Source organism: Subdoligranulum variabile, assembly GCF_025152575.1.
GTDB lineage: Bacteria > Bacillota > Clostridia > Oscillospirales > Ruminococcaceae > Gemmiger > Gemmiger variabilis.
Genome location: NZ_CP102293.1, coordinates 1,286,664 through 1,303,141 on the forward strand (window position 1 = coordinate 1,286,664; position 16,478 = coordinate 1,303,141).

Annotated in this window: 14 protein-coding genes; 4 read left to right on the forward strand and 10 right to left on the reverse strand. The window is 63.1% G+C overall.

What is annotated here, in order from left to right:
• Window positions 1-40 precede the first annotated feature (40 nt).
• From NQ490_RS06295 to NQ490_RS06320, 6 genes are all read right to left on the reverse strand, one after another.
• The gene (locus NQ490_RS06295; protein WP_007048661.1) at window positions 41-1,249 is read right to left on the reverse strand and encodes a carboxynorspermidine decarboxylase; all 1,209 of its coding nucleotides are present in this window, start codon (window positions 1,247-1,249) and stop codon (window positions 41-43) included.
• The gene (locus NQ490_RS06300; RefSeq protein WP_007048660.1) at window positions 1,249-2,508 is read right to left on the reverse strand and encodes a saccharopine dehydrogenase family protein; all 1,260 of its coding nucleotides are present in this window, start codon (window positions 2,506-2,508) and stop codon (window positions 1,249-1,251) included. Before NQ490_RS06300 ends, NQ490_RS06295 begins: the two co-directional genes overlap by 1 nt.
• A gap of 147 nt (window positions 2,509-2,655) precedes the next feature.
• Window positions 2,656-3,528, reverse strand: coding sequence for an agmatinase (gene speB / locus NQ490_RS06305; protein ID WP_007048659.1), 873 nt, complete (start codon window positions 3,526-3,528; stop codon window positions 2,656-2,658).
• Window positions 3,528-4,385, reverse strand: coding sequence for a polyamine aminopropyltransferase (speE, locus tag NQ490_RS06310; protein WP_007048658.1), 858 nt, complete (start codon window positions 4,383-4,385; stop codon window positions 3,528-3,530). Before speE ends, speB begins: the two co-directional genes overlap by 1 nt.
• 15 nt (window positions 4,386-4,400) lie before the next feature.
• Window positions 4,401-5,867 carry an aminotransferase class I/II-fold pyridoxal phosphate-dependent enzyme gene (locus tag NQ490_RS06315; protein WP_007048657.1) on the reverse strand — a complete coding sequence of 489 codons (1,467 nt, stop codon included), beginning with the start codon at window positions 5,865-5,867 and terminating at the stop codon, window positions 4,401-4,403.
• Window positions 5,868-6,378: 511 nt separating this feature from the next.
• Window positions 6,379-6,846: an Hsp20/alpha crystallin family protein gene (locus NQ490_RS06320; RefSeq protein ID WP_040918903.1), complete on the reverse strand. Its 468-nt coding sequence runs from the start codon at window positions 6,844-6,846 to the stop codon at window positions 6,379-6,381.
• Window positions 6,847-7,135: 289 nt separating this feature from the next.
• Between NQ490_RS06320 and NQ490_RS06325 the strand changes: the two genes are divergently transcribed.
• Window positions 7,136-7,879, forward strand: a complete 744-nt coding sequence (locus NQ490_RS06325) for a 4Fe-4S binding protein (protein WP_007048651.1) — start codon at window positions 7,136-7,138, stop codon at window positions 7,877-7,879.
• Between the two features lie 63 nt (window positions 7,880-7,942).
• Here the strand turns inward: NQ490_RS06325 and NQ490_RS06330 are convergent, their stop codons facing one another.
• Window positions 7,943-10,072, reverse strand: a complete 2,130-nt coding sequence (locus tag NQ490_RS06330; RefSeq protein WP_007048650.1) for a PTS transporter subunit IIABC — start codon at window positions 10,070-10,072, stop codon at window positions 7,943-7,945.
• 150 nt (window positions 10,073-10,222) lie between these two features.
• Complete coding sequence (licT, locus tag NQ490_RS06335) at window positions 10,223-11,089, reverse strand: BglG family transcription antiterminator LicT (RefSeq protein ID WP_007048649.1); 867 nt, start codon at window positions 11,087-11,089, stop codon at window positions 10,223-10,225.
• Between the two features lie 681 nt (window positions 11,090-11,770).
• Here licT and NQ490_RS06340 point away from each other — a divergent pair.
• The gene (locus NQ490_RS06340; protein ID WP_007048646.1) at window positions 11,771-12,895 is read left to right on the forward strand and encodes an AI-2E family transporter; all 1,125 of its coding nucleotides are present in this window, start codon (window positions 11,771-11,773) and stop codon (window positions 12,893-12,895) included.
• Between the two features lie 57 nt (window positions 12,896-12,952).
• Here the strand turns inward: NQ490_RS06340 and NQ490_RS06345 are convergent, their stop codons facing one another.
• Window positions 12,953-13,366: an EamA family transporter gene (locus NQ490_RS06345; RefSeq protein WP_007048645.1), complete on the reverse strand. Its 414-nt coding sequence runs from the start codon at window positions 13,364-13,366 to the stop codon at window positions 12,953-12,955.
• A 179-nt stretch (window positions 13,367-13,545) separates the two neighbouring features.
• On the opposite strand from NQ490_RS06345, the gene NQ490_RS06350 reads away from it, so the two are divergent.
• Window positions 13,546-13,998, forward strand: coding sequence for a MarR family winged helix-turn-helix transcriptional regulator (locus tag NQ490_RS06350; RefSeq protein WP_007048644.1), 453 nt, complete (start codon window positions 13,546-13,548; stop codon window positions 13,996-13,998).
• Window positions 13,985-15,361: an MATE family efflux transporter gene (locus tag NQ490_RS06355; protein ID WP_007048643.1), complete on the forward strand. Its 1,377-nt coding sequence runs from the start codon at window positions 13,985-13,987 to the stop codon at window positions 15,359-15,361. Before NQ490_RS06350 ends, NQ490_RS06355 begins: the two co-directional genes overlap by 14 nt.
• A gap of 61 nt (window positions 15,362-15,422) precedes the next feature.
• Here the strand turns inward: NQ490_RS06355 and NQ490_RS06360 are convergent, their stop codons facing one another.
• On the reverse strand, window positions 15,423-16,271 hold the full coding sequence (locus tag NQ490_RS06360) for a MurR/RpiR family transcriptional regulator (protein ID WP_007048642.1): 849 nt from the start codon (window positions 16,269-16,271) through the stop codon (window positions 15,423-15,425).
• Window positions 16,272-16,478: the final 207 nt, after the last annotated feature.

A 16,478-nucleotide genomic window follows, 5' to 3' on the forward strand; every position in this document is an offset into this window, starting at 1 on the left:
TCCCGTTTTGGCTAGGATGCCCCGGAAGGGTTGCCGGTATTCACCGGCCCAGACGGACTTTGAAATCCCGGTAGCCGAACTGCACCAGCTCCCGGCAGGTGCCGTCGGCGCCGCGGGTCCAGATGGCGGGCAGCGGCATGCCGTTGAAGGTGTTGTTCTTGCAGGTGGTGTAGATGGCCATATCCCCGAAGACCAGCAGGTCGCCGGGCTGGGGTTCGGCATCGAAGCTGTAATCTCCGATGACGTCCCCCGCCAGGCAGGTGGGGCCCGCCAGCCGCACAGTGCAGGGCTTCTCCCCCGCATCGGCGGACCCGAGCAGCGGCGGGCGGTAGGGCATCTCGATGACGTCCGGCATATGGCAGGCGGCACTGGCATCCAGGATCGCCACCGTGGTGTCGCCGTTGTGCACCACATCCAGCACCCGGGTGAGGAAATACCCGGCGTTGAGGGCGCAGGCCTCCCCCGGTTCGAGATACACCGTTACCCCCCAGTCGGCCTGGGCCCGGGCGATGCATTTTTCCAGCGTGGCCACATCGTACCCCGGCCGGGTGATGTGGTGCCCGCCGCCCATGTTGAGCCACTGCATGCGGGGCAAAAGGTCCCGGAATTTGGCCGCCACGGCGTCCAGCGTCACCGCCAGGGCGTCGGCATCCTGCTCACAGAGGGTGTGGAAGTGCAGCCCGTCCAGCAGGTCCGGCAGGGCGGGATGCTCCGCCACCGCGGCGTCCCACTGGGCCCGGGTGGTGCCCAGACGGCTGCCGGGGGCGCAGGGGTCATAGATGGCGTGGCCCTCCTGGGTGGAGCATTCCGGGTTCACCCGCAGCCCCACGCTTTTGCCCGCGGCTTTTGCCATGGGGCCGAATTTTGCCAGCTGGGCCGGGGAGTTGAAGACGATATGGTCGGCCCACCGCAGCAGTTCCGCCATCTCGTCCTCCCGGTAGGCCGCGCAGAAGACGTGGACCTCCTTGCCGGGCATCTCCTCGGCGCCGAGGCGCGCTTCAAACAGGCCGCTGGCCTCGGTGCCCGCGAGACAGGGCGCCAGCACCGGGTAGAGGTCATAGTTGCTGAAGGCCTTCTGCGCCAGCAGCACTTTGCAGCCGGTGCGGGCGGCAAGGTCGCCCAGGATCTGGCCGTTGCGGGCCAGTGCCCCCTCGTCCAGCAGGTAGCAGGGGGTGGGAAGTTCGGCAAAATTTGCGGGCACCACCCCGCCCAGGGCTGCAAAATGGGCGCGGGAATCGGCGGCGGGCATCAGTCCACCAGCGCCGGAGCGCGGTTTTCGCTGCGGGGCAGGCCGTACTTGTCCAGGGCGTCCAGGAACGGGTCGGGGTTGAATTCCTCCACGGTGTAGACGCCGGGCTTGGTCCACTGGCCGGTGAGCATCATCAGGGCACCGCACATGGCCGGCACACCGGTGGTGTAGCTGATGGCCTGGCTGCCCACTTCCTTGTAGCATTCCTGGTGGTCGCAGACGTTATAGATGTAGTAGGTCTTGGGCTTGCCGTCCTTGGTGCCGGTGAAGATGCAGCCGATGTTGGTCTTGCCCTTGGTGCGGGGGCCCAGGCTGGCCGGGTCGGGCAGCAGAGCCTTGAGGAACTGGATGGGGACGATCTCCTGGCCGTTGTAGTTGATGGGGGTGGTGGAGAGCATGCCCACGTCCTCCAGGCAGCGCATATGGTCCAGGTAGCTCTGGCCGAAGGTCATGAAGAACCGGATGCGCTTGACCTCGGGGAAGTTCTTGCCCAGAGACTCGATCTCCTCGTGGTGGAGCAGGTACATATCCTTTTCGCCCACCTGGTCGAAGTTGTATTCCCGCTTGATGCTCATGGCGGGCACTTCCACCCAGCGGCCGTTCTCCATATAGCTGCCGGGGGCGCTGACTTCCCGGAGGTTGATCTCGGGGTTGAAGTTGGTAGCGAAGGCATAGCCGTGGTCGCCGCCGTTGCAGTCCAGGATGTCGATGGTGTCGATGGTGTCAAACTCATGCTTGGCGGCGTAGGCGCAGTAGGCCTGGGTCACGCCCGGGTCGAAGCCGCAGCCCAGCAGGGCGGTGAGGCCGGCATCCTCGAACTTTTTCTTGTAGGCCCACTGCCAGGAGTAGTCGAAGTAGGCGGAGAAGCCTGCTTCCTTGCAGCGCTTCTCGTAGATAGCGCGCCATTCCGGGTCGTCGGTGTTTTCCGGCTCGTAGTTGGCAGTGTCCATATAGTTGACGCCGCAGGCCAGGCAGGCGTCCATGATGGTCAGGTCCTGGTAGGGCAGGGCGATGTTCATGACCAGGTCGGGCTGATAGCTCTTGATGAGGGCGATCAGCTCGTCCACCTTGTCGGCATCCACCTGGGCGGTGGTGATTTTGGTTTTGGTGATGGGGGCCAGTTTTTCGGCCAGGGCGTCGCACTTGGACTTGGTGCGGCTGGCGATGCACAGCTCGGTGAAGACGTCGCTGACCTGGCAGCACTTCTGGATGGCTACACTGGCGACGCCGCCGCAGCCGATGACAAGAACTTTGCTCATGGTGATGACTCCTTTATTACTGTTATGACCTACTTTCTTTGCACCTACTTTCTTTGCAAAGAAAGTAGGCAAAGAAACTCCAAACAAATATTCCGGGACAGGGTAGTTGCGGGAGAACGGCGGGGTCAAGACCCCGCCCTACGCCCTTTACACGTGGGGCCGGTTATGCACCAGCGCCAGCAGCAGTTCCCGCAGGGTCTTGCAGGCGGTGGCGGTGGAGACGCCGGTGGTGTCCAACGTGGGGGCCAGCTCGTTGAGGTCGGCGCCCACGATGTTGGCCCGGGTCACGGTGCGGATGGCGTCCAGCAGCTGCAAAAAGCTGACGCCCCCCGCTTCCGGCGTGCCGGTGCCGGGGAAGGCCGACGGGTCCAGGCAGTCCAGGTCGATGGTCAGGTAGACCGGGACCTTGGTTTCGCAGAGCCACTGGGTCAGTTCCGCCAGGCCGGTGAAATCGAACTTGTGCAGATCGGTATGGCGGGCGGCAAACTCAAATTCCTCCCGGTCGCCGCTGCGGATGCAGAACTGGTGGATGCGGCCGTCGCCCAGAATGTCGTGGCAGCGGCGCAGCACGCAGGCGTGGCTGAGCTGGGCGCCCAGGTAGTCGTCCCGCAGATCGGCGTGGGCATCAAAATGGACGATGTGCAGCTCGGGATACCGCGCCGCCACCGCCCGCACCGAGCCCAGCGTCACCAGATGCTCGCCGCCCAGCAGCAGCGGCAGCTTGCCGTCCCGCAGGATCTCCGCCGCCCGGGACTCAATATCCACCAGGGCGCTCTCGCTGCTGCCGAAGCAGAGCTCCAGGTCGCCGCTGTCGAAGATCTCGCAGTCGGTGAGGTCGGTGTTCTGGTAGGGGCTGTAGGTCTCGATGCCGTAGCTTTCGTGGCGGATGGCCGCCGGGCCGAACCGGGCGCCGGGCCGGTAGCTGGTGGTGGAATCATAGGGCGCGCCGAACAGCACGATCTGCGCCGTGCGGTAGGCGCTGTCGCACCCGATAAAGTTTTCAACATTGCGTGGCAGCATCAACGGTCCTCCACTTCCCGCAGCATCTCCTCCAGAAATGCCGGCAGATAGAATGCCCCGACGTGGAGCCGGGTGGTGTAATATCTTGTGCGCATGTTCAGCGCGTTCCAGGCCGCGGCGTCCAGATCATCGATGGGATGATACTTTTTGCTGGCAAAGCCGAACAGCCAGTAGCCCGCCGCAAAGGTGGGGATGTGGGCCTGGTACACCTTGCTGATGGGGAAGGTGCTGGCGATCCGCTTGTGGCTGCGCTGCATGGCGTTGGCGTCCTCGGCATAGAAGGGACTGCCCTGCTGGTTGACCATGATGCCGTCGTCCTTCAGGGCGTTGAAGCAGTTGCCGTAGAACTCCCGGGTGAAGAGGCCCTCCGACGGGCCGAAGGGGTCGGAGGAGTCCACGATGATGAGGTCGTACTCATCCTCGCAGCGGCGGATGAACTTGAGGGCGTTTTCAAAGTAGATATGCACCCGGCGGTCGTCCATGCGGCAGGCGTTGCCCGGCAGGTAGGCCCGGCAGGCCTCCACCACCATGGGGTCCATCTCCACCAGGTCGATGCGCTCCACCCGGTCGTACCGGGTCAGCTCCCGCACCACGCCGCCGTCCCCGGCGCCGATGACCAGGATGTCCTTGGCCTGGCGGTGCACCGACATGGGCACATGGGTGATCATCTCGTCGTAGATGAACTCGTCCCGCTCGGTGAGCATGACGTTGCCGTCCAGGGTCAGCACCCGGCCGAACTCCGGCGTTTCAAAAATATCGATGCGCTGGTAGTCGCTCTGCTTGGAGTAGAGCTGCCGGTCCACCCGGATGCTGTGCTTCACGTCGGGGGTGTGAAATTCCGAAAACCACATTTCCATGAAAGAGCCCTCCTTTTATGCCAGCACGTTGAGGCGCAGGATGTCGGGGTCTTCCGGTCCCGTCATGCTGCAGCCCTTGGCTTTGGCGTATTCGATGTAGTCGAGGATCTCGCCGGTGATCCGCTCGCCGGGCGCCAGGATGGGAATGCCCGGGGGATAGCACATGACGAACTCACTGCACACCCGGCCCTCGGTCTCCCGCAGGGGCAGGCTGACCTTGTCGGCGTAGAAGGCCTGCTGGGGACTGGCCACCACCTCGGGGTCGATGTATTCCTGGTTCAGCAATCCGGTGCCGTCGGTGTGGTAGCGGCGCTTGATCTCCGCCAGAGCGCTGACCAGCCGCTCCAGTTCCTGGGGCCGGTCCCCCATGGACAGGTAGGCCAGGATGTTGCCGATGTCGCCGAACTCGATCTGGATGTCGTACTCGTCCCGCAGGATGTCGTAGACCTCGATGCCCGCCAGACCGATGTCCCGGGTGTGGATGCTCAGCTTGGTGGTGTCGAAGTCAAAGATGGAATCCCCGTTGCACAGCTCCTTGCCGAAGGCGTAGTACCCGCCGATGGCGTTGATCTCCTCCCGGGCATACTCGGCCATGTCGGCCACCTGGTGGAAGACCTGGCGGCCCCGCAGGGCCAGGTTTCTCCGGGAAATATCCAGGCTGGACATGAGCAGGTAGCTGCCCGAGGTGGTCTGGGTCAGGTTGATGATCTGCCGCACGTAGCCCGCGTGGACATTGGGGCCGCAGAGCAGCAGGCTGGACTGGGTCAGGCTGCCGCCGCTCTTGTGCATGGACACGGCGGCCATATCGGCCCCCGCCGCCATGGCGGAGACAGGCAGCCCGCCGCCGAAATAGAAGTGGGTGCCGTGGGCTTCATCGGCCAGGCAGAGCATGCCGGCGTCGTGGGCCATCCGCACGATGGCCCGCAGATCGCTGCAGATGCCGTAGTAGGTGGGGTTGTTCACCAGCACCGCCACGGCGTTGGGATGCTCGGCGATGGCCTTGGCCACCTGTTCCCGGCGCATGCCCAAGGAGATGCCCAGACGCTGGTCCACCTCGGGGTTGACGTAGACCGGCACGGCACCGCAGAGCACCAGGGCGTTCAGCACGCTGCGGTGGACGTTGCGGGGCAGGATGATCTCATCCCCCCGCTTGCAGGCGGTGAGCACCATGCTCTGCACCGAGCTGGTGGTGCCCCCCACCATCAGGAAGGCGTGGGCTGCGCCGAAGGCATCGGCGGCCAACTCCTCGGCCTCCCGGATGACCGACACCGGATGGCAGAGATTGTCCAGGGGTTTCATGCTGTTCACGTCCACCCCCACGCACTGCTGGCCCAGAAAGGCCGTCAGTTCGGGGTTGCCCCGGCCGCGCTTGTGGCCCGGCACATCGAAAGGCACCACCCGCATGCGGCGGAAATTTTCCAGCGCCTCGTGGATCGGCGCGCGGCGCTGGTCCAGACGGGTGCGGTTGGGATTCCCGTTCATTGTTTTCCTCCGTCCCGTGGTTCCCGACAAAAGAAAAAAACGCAGGCCCGCACCCCATACCGGGATACAGACTTGCGTTGTGGTTCGACCGTTTTCGCCGCAAAGCGCCCCGTCCCCGGGCAGAGCGGGGGCAAGGCGAAGGCATGTTTCGGGCGTATCGTGTCCAGAGTCTATATAGCAATTCTACTTTTACTACTCTTATTGACCGTTTCACAAGTCTGCGTGAGGGCACGCAATTTCTGGTTATCAAAGGAACCAACTTATAAAATTTGAGCTTTTAACTCAATCAATAAGGCAACCCAAGTTGCCGATCGGCAGTGGACCCGGCTGTCCGTATGGCCTTAGCCCCTGATGGGCGGTCCTGGTAAATTGCTTTGAAAAACTCCTGCACGATTCGTCTTTCAAAATCGTGGTTATCGTATCATATTGACGGAAAAATGTCAATGAAAAATTTTCCATACAAAGAAAGGGGCCATCCCTTTCGGGACGGCCCCCTTCCTGGAGGTGAATATTACAGAATCTCGATCTGCGTGGGCTGCTTCTCGGGCAGTTTCTTCGCTTCCGCCTTGGGCAGATTCAGCTTCAGGATGCCATCCTCAAAGCTGGCCTTCACATCCTCGGGCTTCATCTCGTCGCCCACATAGAAGCTCCGGGCGCAGGAACCGGTGTACCGCTCCTGACGGATGTAATGGCCTTCCTCATCCTTCTCGTCATGGTCGGCGCTGCGGTTCGCCGTGATGGTCAGGTAGCCGTTCTGCAGATCCAGCTTCACGTCTTCCTTCTTGAAGCCCGGCAGATCCACGAAAACGTCATAGCCGTTTTCGGTCTCCCGCACATCGGTCTTCATCACATTGGCACTCCGTTTGCCAAAAGCGCGGCGAGGATCAGCCGCCGCCATCATACGGTCAAAATCGCGATCCCAATCATTCTGGAACCAATCATCCAGCAAAGCATCATGGAACATATAAGGCACCATCATCATAAGTCATTCCTCCAATTCTCATCGGCTGCCGGTTGTTTTCCCGGCGTCGGACTTTTGATTCGGCCTTTCCGTGGTTTGAGGAGCTCTGCTTTCGCATCGCCCCTTGTTCCCTTGGAACGCCTTTAGTATAGCACCGTGAATTAGCACTGTCAAGCATAGAGTGCTAATGTTTACATTTCATGCAACGATTGTTCACAAAATATGCGATTTTTCCCCGGGGCTGTACAAACGCCCCGTTCTTTTGTATGATAGAAGCACCGCAAACAGATAAAGAAGGTAAGAAACGATGGTATACCAACTGCTTTTCAGCCCCACCGGCGGCACCCGGGCCGTGGCGGACGCCCTCGCCGACGGCCCGGTCATTGACCTGACCGACCGGAATTTTGATTTTTCCGCCGTCACTCTCACCGCCGGGGATGTGGCCCTCATCGCCGTACCCTCCTACGGCGGGCGGGTGCCGGTGCCCGCCGCGGAGCGGCTTAACAAGGTCCGCGGAAACGGCGCCCGGGCGGTGCTGGTCTGCGTCTACGGCAACCGCGCCTACGAGGACACCCTGGTGGAGCTGGCTGACCTGGCGAGCGCCGCCGGATTCCGGGTGGTGGCCGGCGTGGCGGCGCTGGCGGAGCACTCCATTGCCCGGCAGTACGCCGCCGGGCGCCCCAACGAGGCCGACAAGGCCGTGCTGCGGGGTTTCCGGACGCAAATCCAGGCCAAGCTGGACGCCGGGGAGGATACCGCCCCCGCCCTGCCCGGCAACCGGCCCTACAAGCCGGGGATGGCCCGGGCCATGGTGCCCCGCACCTCCAAGCGGTGCATCGACTGCGGCCGCTGTGCCGCCGCCTGCCCCACGGGAGCCATCGATGCCGCCGACCCGCGGCAGACCGACCCGGCCCGCTGCATCGGCTGCATGCGGTGTGTCCGCCTCTGCCCGGTGGAGGCCCGCCGCCCCGACGCCGACGCGCTGGCCGCCCTGGAGCAGCACCTGGCACCGCTCTGTGCCGGGCGCAAGGAGAACGAACTGTTCCTGTAAAAAACCGCGCAAAAAGGGAGCGCCCCGCGGGGCGCTCCCTTTTTGTATGGCTGCGGGGAGGGCTTACTCCACCCGCAGCAGATCCTGGCCGGGCTTCACTTCGCCCTGGGCCAGCGTCTTGACGGCCGCATAGCGGTCGGTGTTGCAGACGATCAGGGGGGTGGTGACCATGTAGCCCGCCGCCTTGATAGCGTCGATGTCGAAGCTGATGAGCAGATCGCCCTTCTTGACCTTCTGGCCGTTCTGCACATGGGCGGTGAAGTGCTCGCCGTTCAGCTTGACGGTGTCGATGCCGATGTGCAGCAGCAGCTCGGCGCCGCCCTCGGTGACCAGGCCGATGGCATGGTGGGTATCAAACAGGTTGTCCACGGTGGCATCCGCCGGGGCGTAGAGCTTGCCCTCGGTGGGCTCCACGGCCACGCCGTCGCCCAGGACGCCGGAGGCAAAAGCCTCATCCTGCACGTCGGCCATAGCCACCACGGTGCCGGCCAGATGCGCGCCGAAGGTCTCCGCCGGGACAGCCTCCTTGGGAGCCTCCTCTTTCTTGGCGGGCTCGGCCGCCGGGGCTTCCACCGCCAGGGGCGCGTCCGCCGCCGGGCTTTCCATATAGTCTTCCAGGTTGGACTTGATGACGGCTACCTGGGGTCCGTAGATGACCTGGATGCCGTTGCCCTTGTGGATGACGCCGGAGGCACCGCTCTGGCGGAGCAGGGCGTCGTTGACCTTGTCGGAATCCAGCACGGTGACCCGCAGACGGGTGGCGCAGCAGTCCACGTCGGAGAGGTTGGCCTTGCCGCCCAGGCCCTGGAGGATCAGGGCAGAGACCTGGTCATGGCTGGCAGCACCGGCAGCGTCGGGGCCTACACCGGTCTTCTCCTTGAAGTCGGCGCGGGTGTAGAGCTTGGTTTCCTCGTTGTCGTCCTCACGGCCGGGGGTCTTGAGGTTCATCTTGGTGATCATGAAGTAGAAGGTGAAGTAGTAGAGCACGAAGTAGAAGACACCCACGATGACCACCCAGATCCAGTGGGTCTTGTCGTTGCCCTGGAGGATGCCGAAGAGGGTCAGGTCGATGAGGCCGCCGGAGAAGGTCATGCCCACGCCCACGTTGAAGATGTGCATGAGCATGTAGGCCAGACCGGCATAGACACAGTGGACGGCATACATGGCGGGCGCCACGAAGAGGAAGGTGAATTCCAGGGGCTCGGTGATACCGGTGAGCATGGAGGTCAGCGCGGCGGAGAGCAGCAGGCCGGCGACGACCTTGCGCTTTTCGGGGCGGGCGGCGCGGTACATGGCGAAAGCAGCGCCGGGCAGGCCGAAGATCATGAGGGGGAACTTACCGGACATGAAGCGGGTGGCGGAGACCGAGAACTCGGTGGTCGCCTTGGAGGCCAGTTCGGCGAAGAAGATGTTCTGGGCGCCCTGGACGGTGACGCCGTCGATGACGGCGGTGCCGCCCACGCTGGTCTGCCAGAAGGGGATGTAGAAGACGTGGTGCAGGCCGAAGGGGATCAGGGCGCGTTCGATGAGGCCGTAGAGCCAGGTGCCGGCATAGCCGGAGACCAGGACCAGGTTGCCCAGCATGGAGATGCCGGTCTGGACCACGGGCCAGATGTAGAACATGAGGATGCCCACCACCAGGTAGACGGCGGTGCAGACGATGGGCACGAAGCGGGTGCCGCCGAAGAAGGAGAGCACCTGGGGCAGCTGGGTCTTATAGAAGCGGTTGTGGAGCGCGGCCACGCCCAGGCCCACGATGATGCCGCCGAAGACGCCCATCTGCAGGGTGGTGATGCCCAGCATGGAGGTGGTGGTGTTGGGGGCCATGGCTTCCACGCCGCCGGCGGCGTTGATCATGGCGGAGATGGCGGTGTTCATGACCAGGTAGGCGATGGCGCCGGAGAGGGCCGCCACTTCCTTTTCCTTTTTGGCCATGCCGATGGCCACGCCCATGGCGAAGAGCAGGGCCAGGTTGTTGAAGACCGCACTGCCGCACTGGTTCATGATGTCCAGCACGGTGTAGACCGGCGAGCCGGGATGGATCACGCCGGTGAGGCCGTAAGCCTGGAGCATCGTCTCGTTGGTGAACGAGCTGCCGATGCCCAGCAGCAGGCCGGCCACCGGCAGCAGGGCGATGGGCAGCATGAAGGAGCGGCCCACCCGCTGCAGGACACCGAAGATCTTGTCTTTCATACAGGTTCCTCCTATTTCTTGCAAAAAATACCAAACTTCTTTATATAAAAACAGACCCGCACAACCTCCCCGCACGGCGGCGGCGAAGTCATACAGGTCTAGCCTACACAACACAGGTGCAGTCACTATCCACGTGGATTCGGTTGTAGGTCAGGAGTCGATCTCCTGCAGATCCCCCGCCACCCGCTTGAGGTGGATGGTCAGGTAGATGAGTTCCTCCTGGGAGAGGGTCTGGTGCCAGGTCTTTTCGATATAGTCGGCCACGCACTGGGCGCATTTGTAATGCTCCTTGCAGTTGCGGGCGATGAGCGCCCGGAAAGCCGCCTCGCTCTCGTCGGCCGAGTCGGTCATGAGTTTGCCCTGGAAGAGCCGCTGGGCGAAGTAGCGAAGATGCACCACAAACCGGTGGAAGGTCAGGGATTCCCGGTCAAAGGCCCCCCGGTCCCGGTAGTAGTATTCCACCACCTGGATGACCCCCTCGATGAGGCGGGTGATGTCATACATCTCGCTCATGTCGGTGTTGAGCTCGGCGTTGACAATGTGCAGCGCGATGAAAGCCGCCTCGTCGGGGCTGAGCTCCACGCCGAACCGCTCCTTGACCATCGCCAGGCATCGCTGGCCCAGCTGGTACTCGGTGGGATAATAGCAGAGGATGCTGCCCGCCAGAGGGTTCTTGAACTCGATGCCCTGGGCCTTGCGCTGGATGGCAAAGCTGATGTGGTCCGCCAGGGTGATCAGCAGGCTTTCGTTGAGGGGCTGATGGATGGCCGCCTTGATCTCGGCGATCATGGCTTCGGTCAGGTCCAGGTGCTCGATGGGGATCTGCTCCACCAGCTCCCGCAGACGGCGCTGGCCGGTCTTGTCCTCCATGCGGTAGACCTTTTCCACCTGGGCGGGGTCCACGAACTGCGCCACCTTGCGGCCAAATCCCAACCCCTTGCCGGCGACGATCATCTCGTTGCCTTTTTCGTCGATCACACAGAGGATGTTGTTGTTGATGACCTTTTTGATGCGCATTCCGTCGCCCCCTTTCTCCGTCGGGGCGGGCAAAAAAAATAACCAGCCCCCTAAAATCCCATTCCTGACAACAGAAGAAGATCCTAACGGAGTTGGTCTAGCCCGCTTTACCGGTAACAATCCAACAGGGCCCCTCGGGCCGCTTGTTTGTCTGTGAAAACAATAACATACTCACCCCCGGAAAGTCAACCACCTGGGGCATTCTGGCAGCGTTTTTCGGCAGAGTGCTCAATTTTTTTCGTATTCTTTGGGCAGTTTGGCGAAGCCGGCAGCCGATTGACCGGGTTTTCCCCTGTGTTCTCGCGGTTCGGCGGGCTGTTCCACGCTGCGTGGACCCTTTCCACACGGCGTTCCTTGCAAATCCACGCAGCGGGGTGTAAGCCGAAAGACAACGAACCGAAGGAGGAACGGACGATGGATGCCAAGAAGATCGGCGCTTTCATTGCGGCAGCGCGGCAGGCCCCTGGACGCTGCAGGATGTGCGCACCGTCTCCTGACGGTTCCTTCCCGGGTAAGGTCCGGCCCCGAGCAGCCTGCCATGAAATGATCCGAACTGTTTTTGCAGCGGCTCCGCCTTCCCCGGCGGGGCCGCTTTTGTACAGTTTGTCCTCTTTGTCCCTTGCGCGCCGCGCCGCCATACGGTATAGTAGTGCTATACGTCTGACAGAAAGGATTGTACCCATGCAAAACAGAAAACCCTGGCTGTATCTGGCGGCCGTGGCGGTGGTCCTGCTGGCCCTCAAATACAGCGATACCCTCTTCGGCGGCATCCGGCTGTTCTTCTCGCTGCTGGTGCCCCTCTTCATCGGCTGCGGCGTGGCCTATGTGCTCAACATCCTGGTCTCCCGCCTGGAGACCCTGCCCCCGCTGCGGAACCCCCGTTCCCGGCTCTACCCCGCCCGCCGGGCTCTCAGCATCACCGGGGCGCTGGTCATCATTGTGGTGGTGGTAGCGCTGCTCATCCTCCTCATCATCCCCCAGCTGGTGGACGCCTTCCGGGTCATGCTGGTCAACGTGCCCCCCGCCGTCAACGAGTTCCTGGCCTGGCTGGATTCCCTGAACATCGACATGCCCCAGCTGGAAAGCTGGCTGCGCTCCCTCAACCTCAACTGGCCCGACCTGCTGCAGAAGGCCACCACCTACCTGACCTCCGGTGTGAGCAACGTCTTCTCCTCGGCCTTCGGCCTGCTCAGCAGCCTGGGCGGCATCGTCATGCAGGTGGTCATCGCGGTGATCTTCGCCCTCTACCTCCTGGCCGGCAAGGAACGGCTGGGCCGCCAGTTCCACGCCCTGGCCGACACCTACCTGCCCGCCAGCGTCTGTGACCGGCTGTGGTATGTGCTGGCCACCGCCCACGACACCTTTACCAAATTCTTTGTGGGCCAGTTCACCGAGGCCATCATCATCGGCGTGCTCTGCACCCTGGGGATGCTGCTCTTCCGGCTGCCCTACGCCCCCATGATCGGCACCCTGGTGGGCGCCACCGCCCTGCTGCCCGTGGTGGGCGCCTACCTGGGCGCGGGCATCGGCGCCTTCATGATCCTTACCGTCAATCCGCTGCAGGCCATCGGCTTCCTCGTCTTCATCGCCGTGCTCCAGCAGCTGGAGGGCAACCTGATCTATCCCCGGGTGGTGGGCACCTCCATCGGCCTGCCCGGCATCTGGGTGCTCACCGCCGTCACCCTGGGCGGCGGCATCGGCGGCATCGCCGGGATGCTGCTGGCCGTGCCCGTCACCGCCACCGTCTACCGTCTGATCCGCGCCGACGTCCGGCACCGCCGCGACCAGGCCAGCATCCCCGTATAAAGCCGCAAAGTAAAGCCGCCCTCTGCCCGTTGGGACAGAGGGCGGCTTTTTCTGCGATCACATAACCATCAGCAGGGTGCCGGTGCCGATGAGCACGCAGCCCAGCGCCGACTTGGGGGTGACCCCCTCGTGGAGGAGCAGCGCCGCCAGCACCAGGGTGATGACGACACTGAGCTTGTCGATGGGCACCACCTTGCTGGCCGGGCCCAGCTGCAGCGCCTTGTAGTAGCACAGCCAGGAGACGCCGGTGGCCAGCCCCGACAGGATCAGGAACAGCCCGCTGCGGCGGCCGATCTGGATGATGCCGCCCTGGGCATGGGTGAGGAAGACCATGCCCCAGGCCATGGCCAGCACCACGGTGGTGCGCACCGCCGTGGCCAGGTTGGAGTTGACCCCGTCGATGCCGATCTTGGCCAGGATGGAGGTAAGGGCCGCGAACACCGACGACCCCACAGCAAAGACAAACCACATGGGAAAAACGCTTCCCTTACTGCAAAAAGTACAACCCCTGCGGGCTGCCGTCTTCATTATACCACCCTTTTAGGGAAGGTGGTAAAGAATTTTCCGGGAAAATCATTGCGCGCGCAAAATACTACTTGCGCGCGCAATGATTTGGGTGTATACTGGAAAGCAGGAAAGGAAGACAGCCTATGGACGATTTCATCAAATGGGTGTCGGTAGCGTCGCGGCACACCGTCATGCACATGGACCGGGTGATGGCCCCCTACGGGCTGAACGCCAGCCAGTACATGTACATTGTGCGGGTGTGCGAGCAGCCGGGCCTGACCCAGGACCGCTTTTTGCGGATGTTCTACATCCACCCCAGCAACGTGACCCGCGCCCTGCTGGCGCTGGAAAAGCAGGGGTTCCTGGAGCGGCGCCCCAACCCCAAAGACCGGCGGACCTTCTGCGTCTATCCCACCGGGAAAGCGCTGGAAGTCTACCCCATCATCACCCGGCTGCGGCGGGAGTGGCAGGATGTTCTGCTGGCAGACCTGCCCCCCGACACCCGGGCCGAACTGCAGGAAGCCCTGCGTGCCGCCGCGCTGCGCGCCGTGGCAGCCAATCAGGAGGAGGAGGATATACCCTATGGCGACAACTGAAAACCCGCTGGGCGTCAAGCCCCTGCCCCAGCTTCTGCGCAGCTTTGCCGTGCCCAGCATCCTGGCCATGCTGGTCAGTTCCCTGTACAACATCGTGGACCAGATCTTCATCGGCCAGGGCGTGGGCTACCTGGGCAACGCGGCCACCAACGTGGCCTATCCGCTGACCACCATCTGCCTGGCCATCGCCCTGCTCATCGGCATCGGCGCCGCCGCCAACTTCAACCTCAACCTGGGCGCCGGCCGTCAGGAGGCCGCCCGCCGGGTGGTGGGCGCCGCCGTGACCATGATGGTGGTGCTGGGCGTTGTCTATATGGTGCTGGTGGAGCTGTTCCTGCCCCAGCTGCTGCGGCTGTTCGGCGGCACCGACAGCGTCATGCCCTACGCCCTGACCTACACCCGCATCACCGCCCTGGGCATGCCGCTGCTCATCGCCACCAACGCCACCAGCAACCTCATCCGCGCCGACGGCAGCCCCCGCTTCTCCATGGTCTGCATGCTGCTGGGCGCCGTCATCAACACCATCCTGGACCCCACCTTCATCTTCCTGTGCCACTGGGGCGTGGCCGGCGCCGCCTGGGCCACCGTCATCGGCCAGGCAGCCTCCTGCCTGCTGGCGGTGTCCTACCTGCCCCGGTTCCACAACATCCACCTCACCGGGGAGGATTTCCACTTCCGCCCCGCCCTGTGGCAGCGCATCGCCTCCCTGGGCCTGAGCAACAGCCTGAACCAGGTGGCCATCACCTTTGTGCAGATCGTCCTCAACAACTCGCTGACCTTCTACGGCGCCCAGTCGGTCTACGGCAGCGAGATCCCCCTGGCCACCAGCGGCATCGTCATCAAGATCAACGCCATCCTGCTGGGCATCATCGTGGGCATCTCCCAGGGGACCCAGCCCATCATCAGCTTCAACTACGGCGCCGGCAAGTACGACCGGGTGCGCGGCATCTATCTGCTGGCCGTCAAACTCAGCCTTGTCATCTCCGTCGTGGGCTTTGCGGCGTTCCAGCTCTTCCCCAAGGAGATCGTTTCGCTGTTCGGCACCGGCGACCATCTCTACTTTGAATTCGCCGTCAAATTCATGCGCACCTATCTGTTCATGGTCACCGTCAACGGTGTGCAGCTGCTCTCCTCCAACTACTTTGCCTCGGTGGGCAAACCCATCCGCGGCCTGCTGCTGGCCCTCACCCGCCAGGTCTTCTTCCTGGTGCCGCTGCTGGTGATCCTGCCCCTCTTCTGGGGTCTGGACGGCCTGCTCTTCGCCGCCCCCATCGCAGACTTCATCGCCTTTGTGACCTCCGCCCTGACTATGCGGGTAGAACTGCGCCGTCTGCGGCAGCTGCCCGCCCCGCAGCCCGTTTGATGGCTGTTTACACCAAAAACCGGGAGGCCCCCGTCTGGGGGCCTCCCGGTTCTTTGTTTGTTCAGAGCAGTTTGGGCGCCAGCGCCTTGCTGGTGCGCTCCCGGGCGATGGCCGCAAGCTCCTGGTTGTCCAGGGTGAAGCGCAGCACCAGCACCTCCGCCACAAAGAGCACCGCGATCTTGGCCGCAATGCTGCCGCCGTCCAGGGGACTTTCCTTGGCGCCGCAGAGCAGCACCACGTCGGCCAGGGCCGTGCCCGGGGCGTCGGCGTAGTGGGTCAGCAGGATGACTTTGGCGCCGTTGCCCTTGACGATGCGCAGCGTCTCCATCATATCCCGGGTGGAACCGGAGTAGGAGATAAAGAGTACCACGTCCTCCGGCACCATGAGGCTGGCCGCAATGGTCTGCATATGGCTGTCACCGGCGGTGCGGAACTTGGTGGACACCGTGGCGAACCGGGCCCAGATATCGTTGGCCAGGATCTGACTGCCGCCCTGGCCGAAGCAGAAGACCTGGCGTGCCCGCTGCAGCAGGGTGGCGGCCGCGTCGATGGCCTCGGGGTTCAGCACCGAGCGGGTACCGTTGATGGCCTCCAGGGCCACGGCGCTGGCATGGGTGCAGAGGGTGGCCGTGTCGGCGCCGGGTTCCAGCTTGTCGGCCCCCGCCGCCGTGGGGATGGCGTTGGCCTGGGCCAGAGAGATCTTCATTTCATTGTAGCCGTCGAATCCCAGGGAGCGGCAGAACCGGAAGATGGTGGCTTCCGCCACGCCGCATTCCGCCGCCAGCGACGAGATGGAAAGGTACTGGGCTTCTTCGGCATGCCGGGTCAGGTAGTCGGCCACCCGGCGGCCCGACCGCGTGAGCTCGCTGTAGCGGGAGCGCAGCAGTTCCCAGAAATTGCAGGAATTCATCCTTGGTATCTCCTTCTATAATATGGGGGCGAGGCAGGGCGCCCGTGATGAAACTTTTTTTCTATTACTAGTATAAATGAAAATCGGCCGCTTGACAAGTATCGGAGCCGCCCACATTTGCCCCGCAGTTTTTGTACACTATGTACAGGAATTTGAAAAAAATAGCCAAATGTCGTCCTTTCCCCTTCAGGAGCCGGAAGCCGCTTT

Excerpts from the sequence above, each read along its gene's own strand:
- NQ490_RS06325 (WP_007048651.1), top strand. The coding sequence starts at position 7,136 with ATGGTATACCAACTGCTTTTCAGCCCCACCGGCGGCACCCGGGCCGTG.
- NQ490_RS06300 (WP_007048660.1), bottom strand. The coding sequence starts at position 2,508 with ATGAGCAAAGTTCTTGTCATCGGCTGCGGCGGCGTCGCCAGTGTAGCC.
- licT (WP_007048649.1), bottom strand. The coding sequence starts at position 11,089 with ATGCGCATCAAAAAGGTCATCAACAACAACATCCTCTGTGTGATCGAC.
- NQ490_RS06340 (WP_007048646.1), top strand. The coding sequence starts at position 11,771 with ATGCAAAACAGAAAACCCTGGCTGTATCTGGCGGCCGTGGCGGTGGTC.
- NQ490_RS06345 (WP_007048645.1), bottom strand. The coding sequence starts at position 13,366 with ATGTGGTTTGTCTTTGCTGTGGGGTCGTCGGTGTTCGCGGCCCTTACC.
- speE (WP_007048658.1), bottom strand. The coding sequence starts at position 4,385 with ATGGAAATGTGGTTTTCGGAATTTCACACCCCCGACGTGAAGCACAGC.
- NQ490_RS06355 (WP_007048643.1), top strand. The coding sequence starts at position 13,985 with ATGGCGACAACTGAAAACCCGCTGGGCGTCAAGCCCCTGCCCCAGCTT.
- speB (WP_007048659.1), bottom strand. The coding sequence starts at position 3,528 with ATGCTGCCACGCAATGTTGAAAACTTTATCGGGTGCGACAGCGCCTAC.
- NQ490_RS06320 (WP_040918903.1), bottom strand. The coding sequence starts at position 6,846 with ATGATGGTGCCTTATATGTTCCATGATGCTTTGCTGGATGATTGGTTC.
- NQ490_RS06350 (WP_007048644.1), top strand. The coding sequence starts at position 13,546 with ATGGACGATTTCATCAAATGGGTGTCGGTAGCGTCGCGGCACACCGTC.
- NQ490_RS06315 (WP_007048657.1), bottom strand. The coding sequence starts at position 5,867 with ATGAACGGGAATCCCAACCGCACCCGTCTGGACCAGCGCCGCGCGCCG.
- NQ490_RS06360 (WP_007048642.1), bottom strand. The coding sequence starts at position 16,271 with ATGAATTCCTGCAATTTCTGGGAACTGCTGCGCTCCCGCTACAGCGAG.
- NQ490_RS06330 (WP_007048650.1), bottom strand. The coding sequence starts at position 10,072 with ATGAAAGACAAGATCTTCGGTGTCCTGCAGCGGGTGGGCCGCTCCTTC.
- NQ490_RS06295 (WP_007048661.1), bottom strand. The coding sequence starts at position 1,249 with ATGCCCGCCGCCGATTCCCGCGCCCATTTTGCAGCCCTGGGCGGGGTG.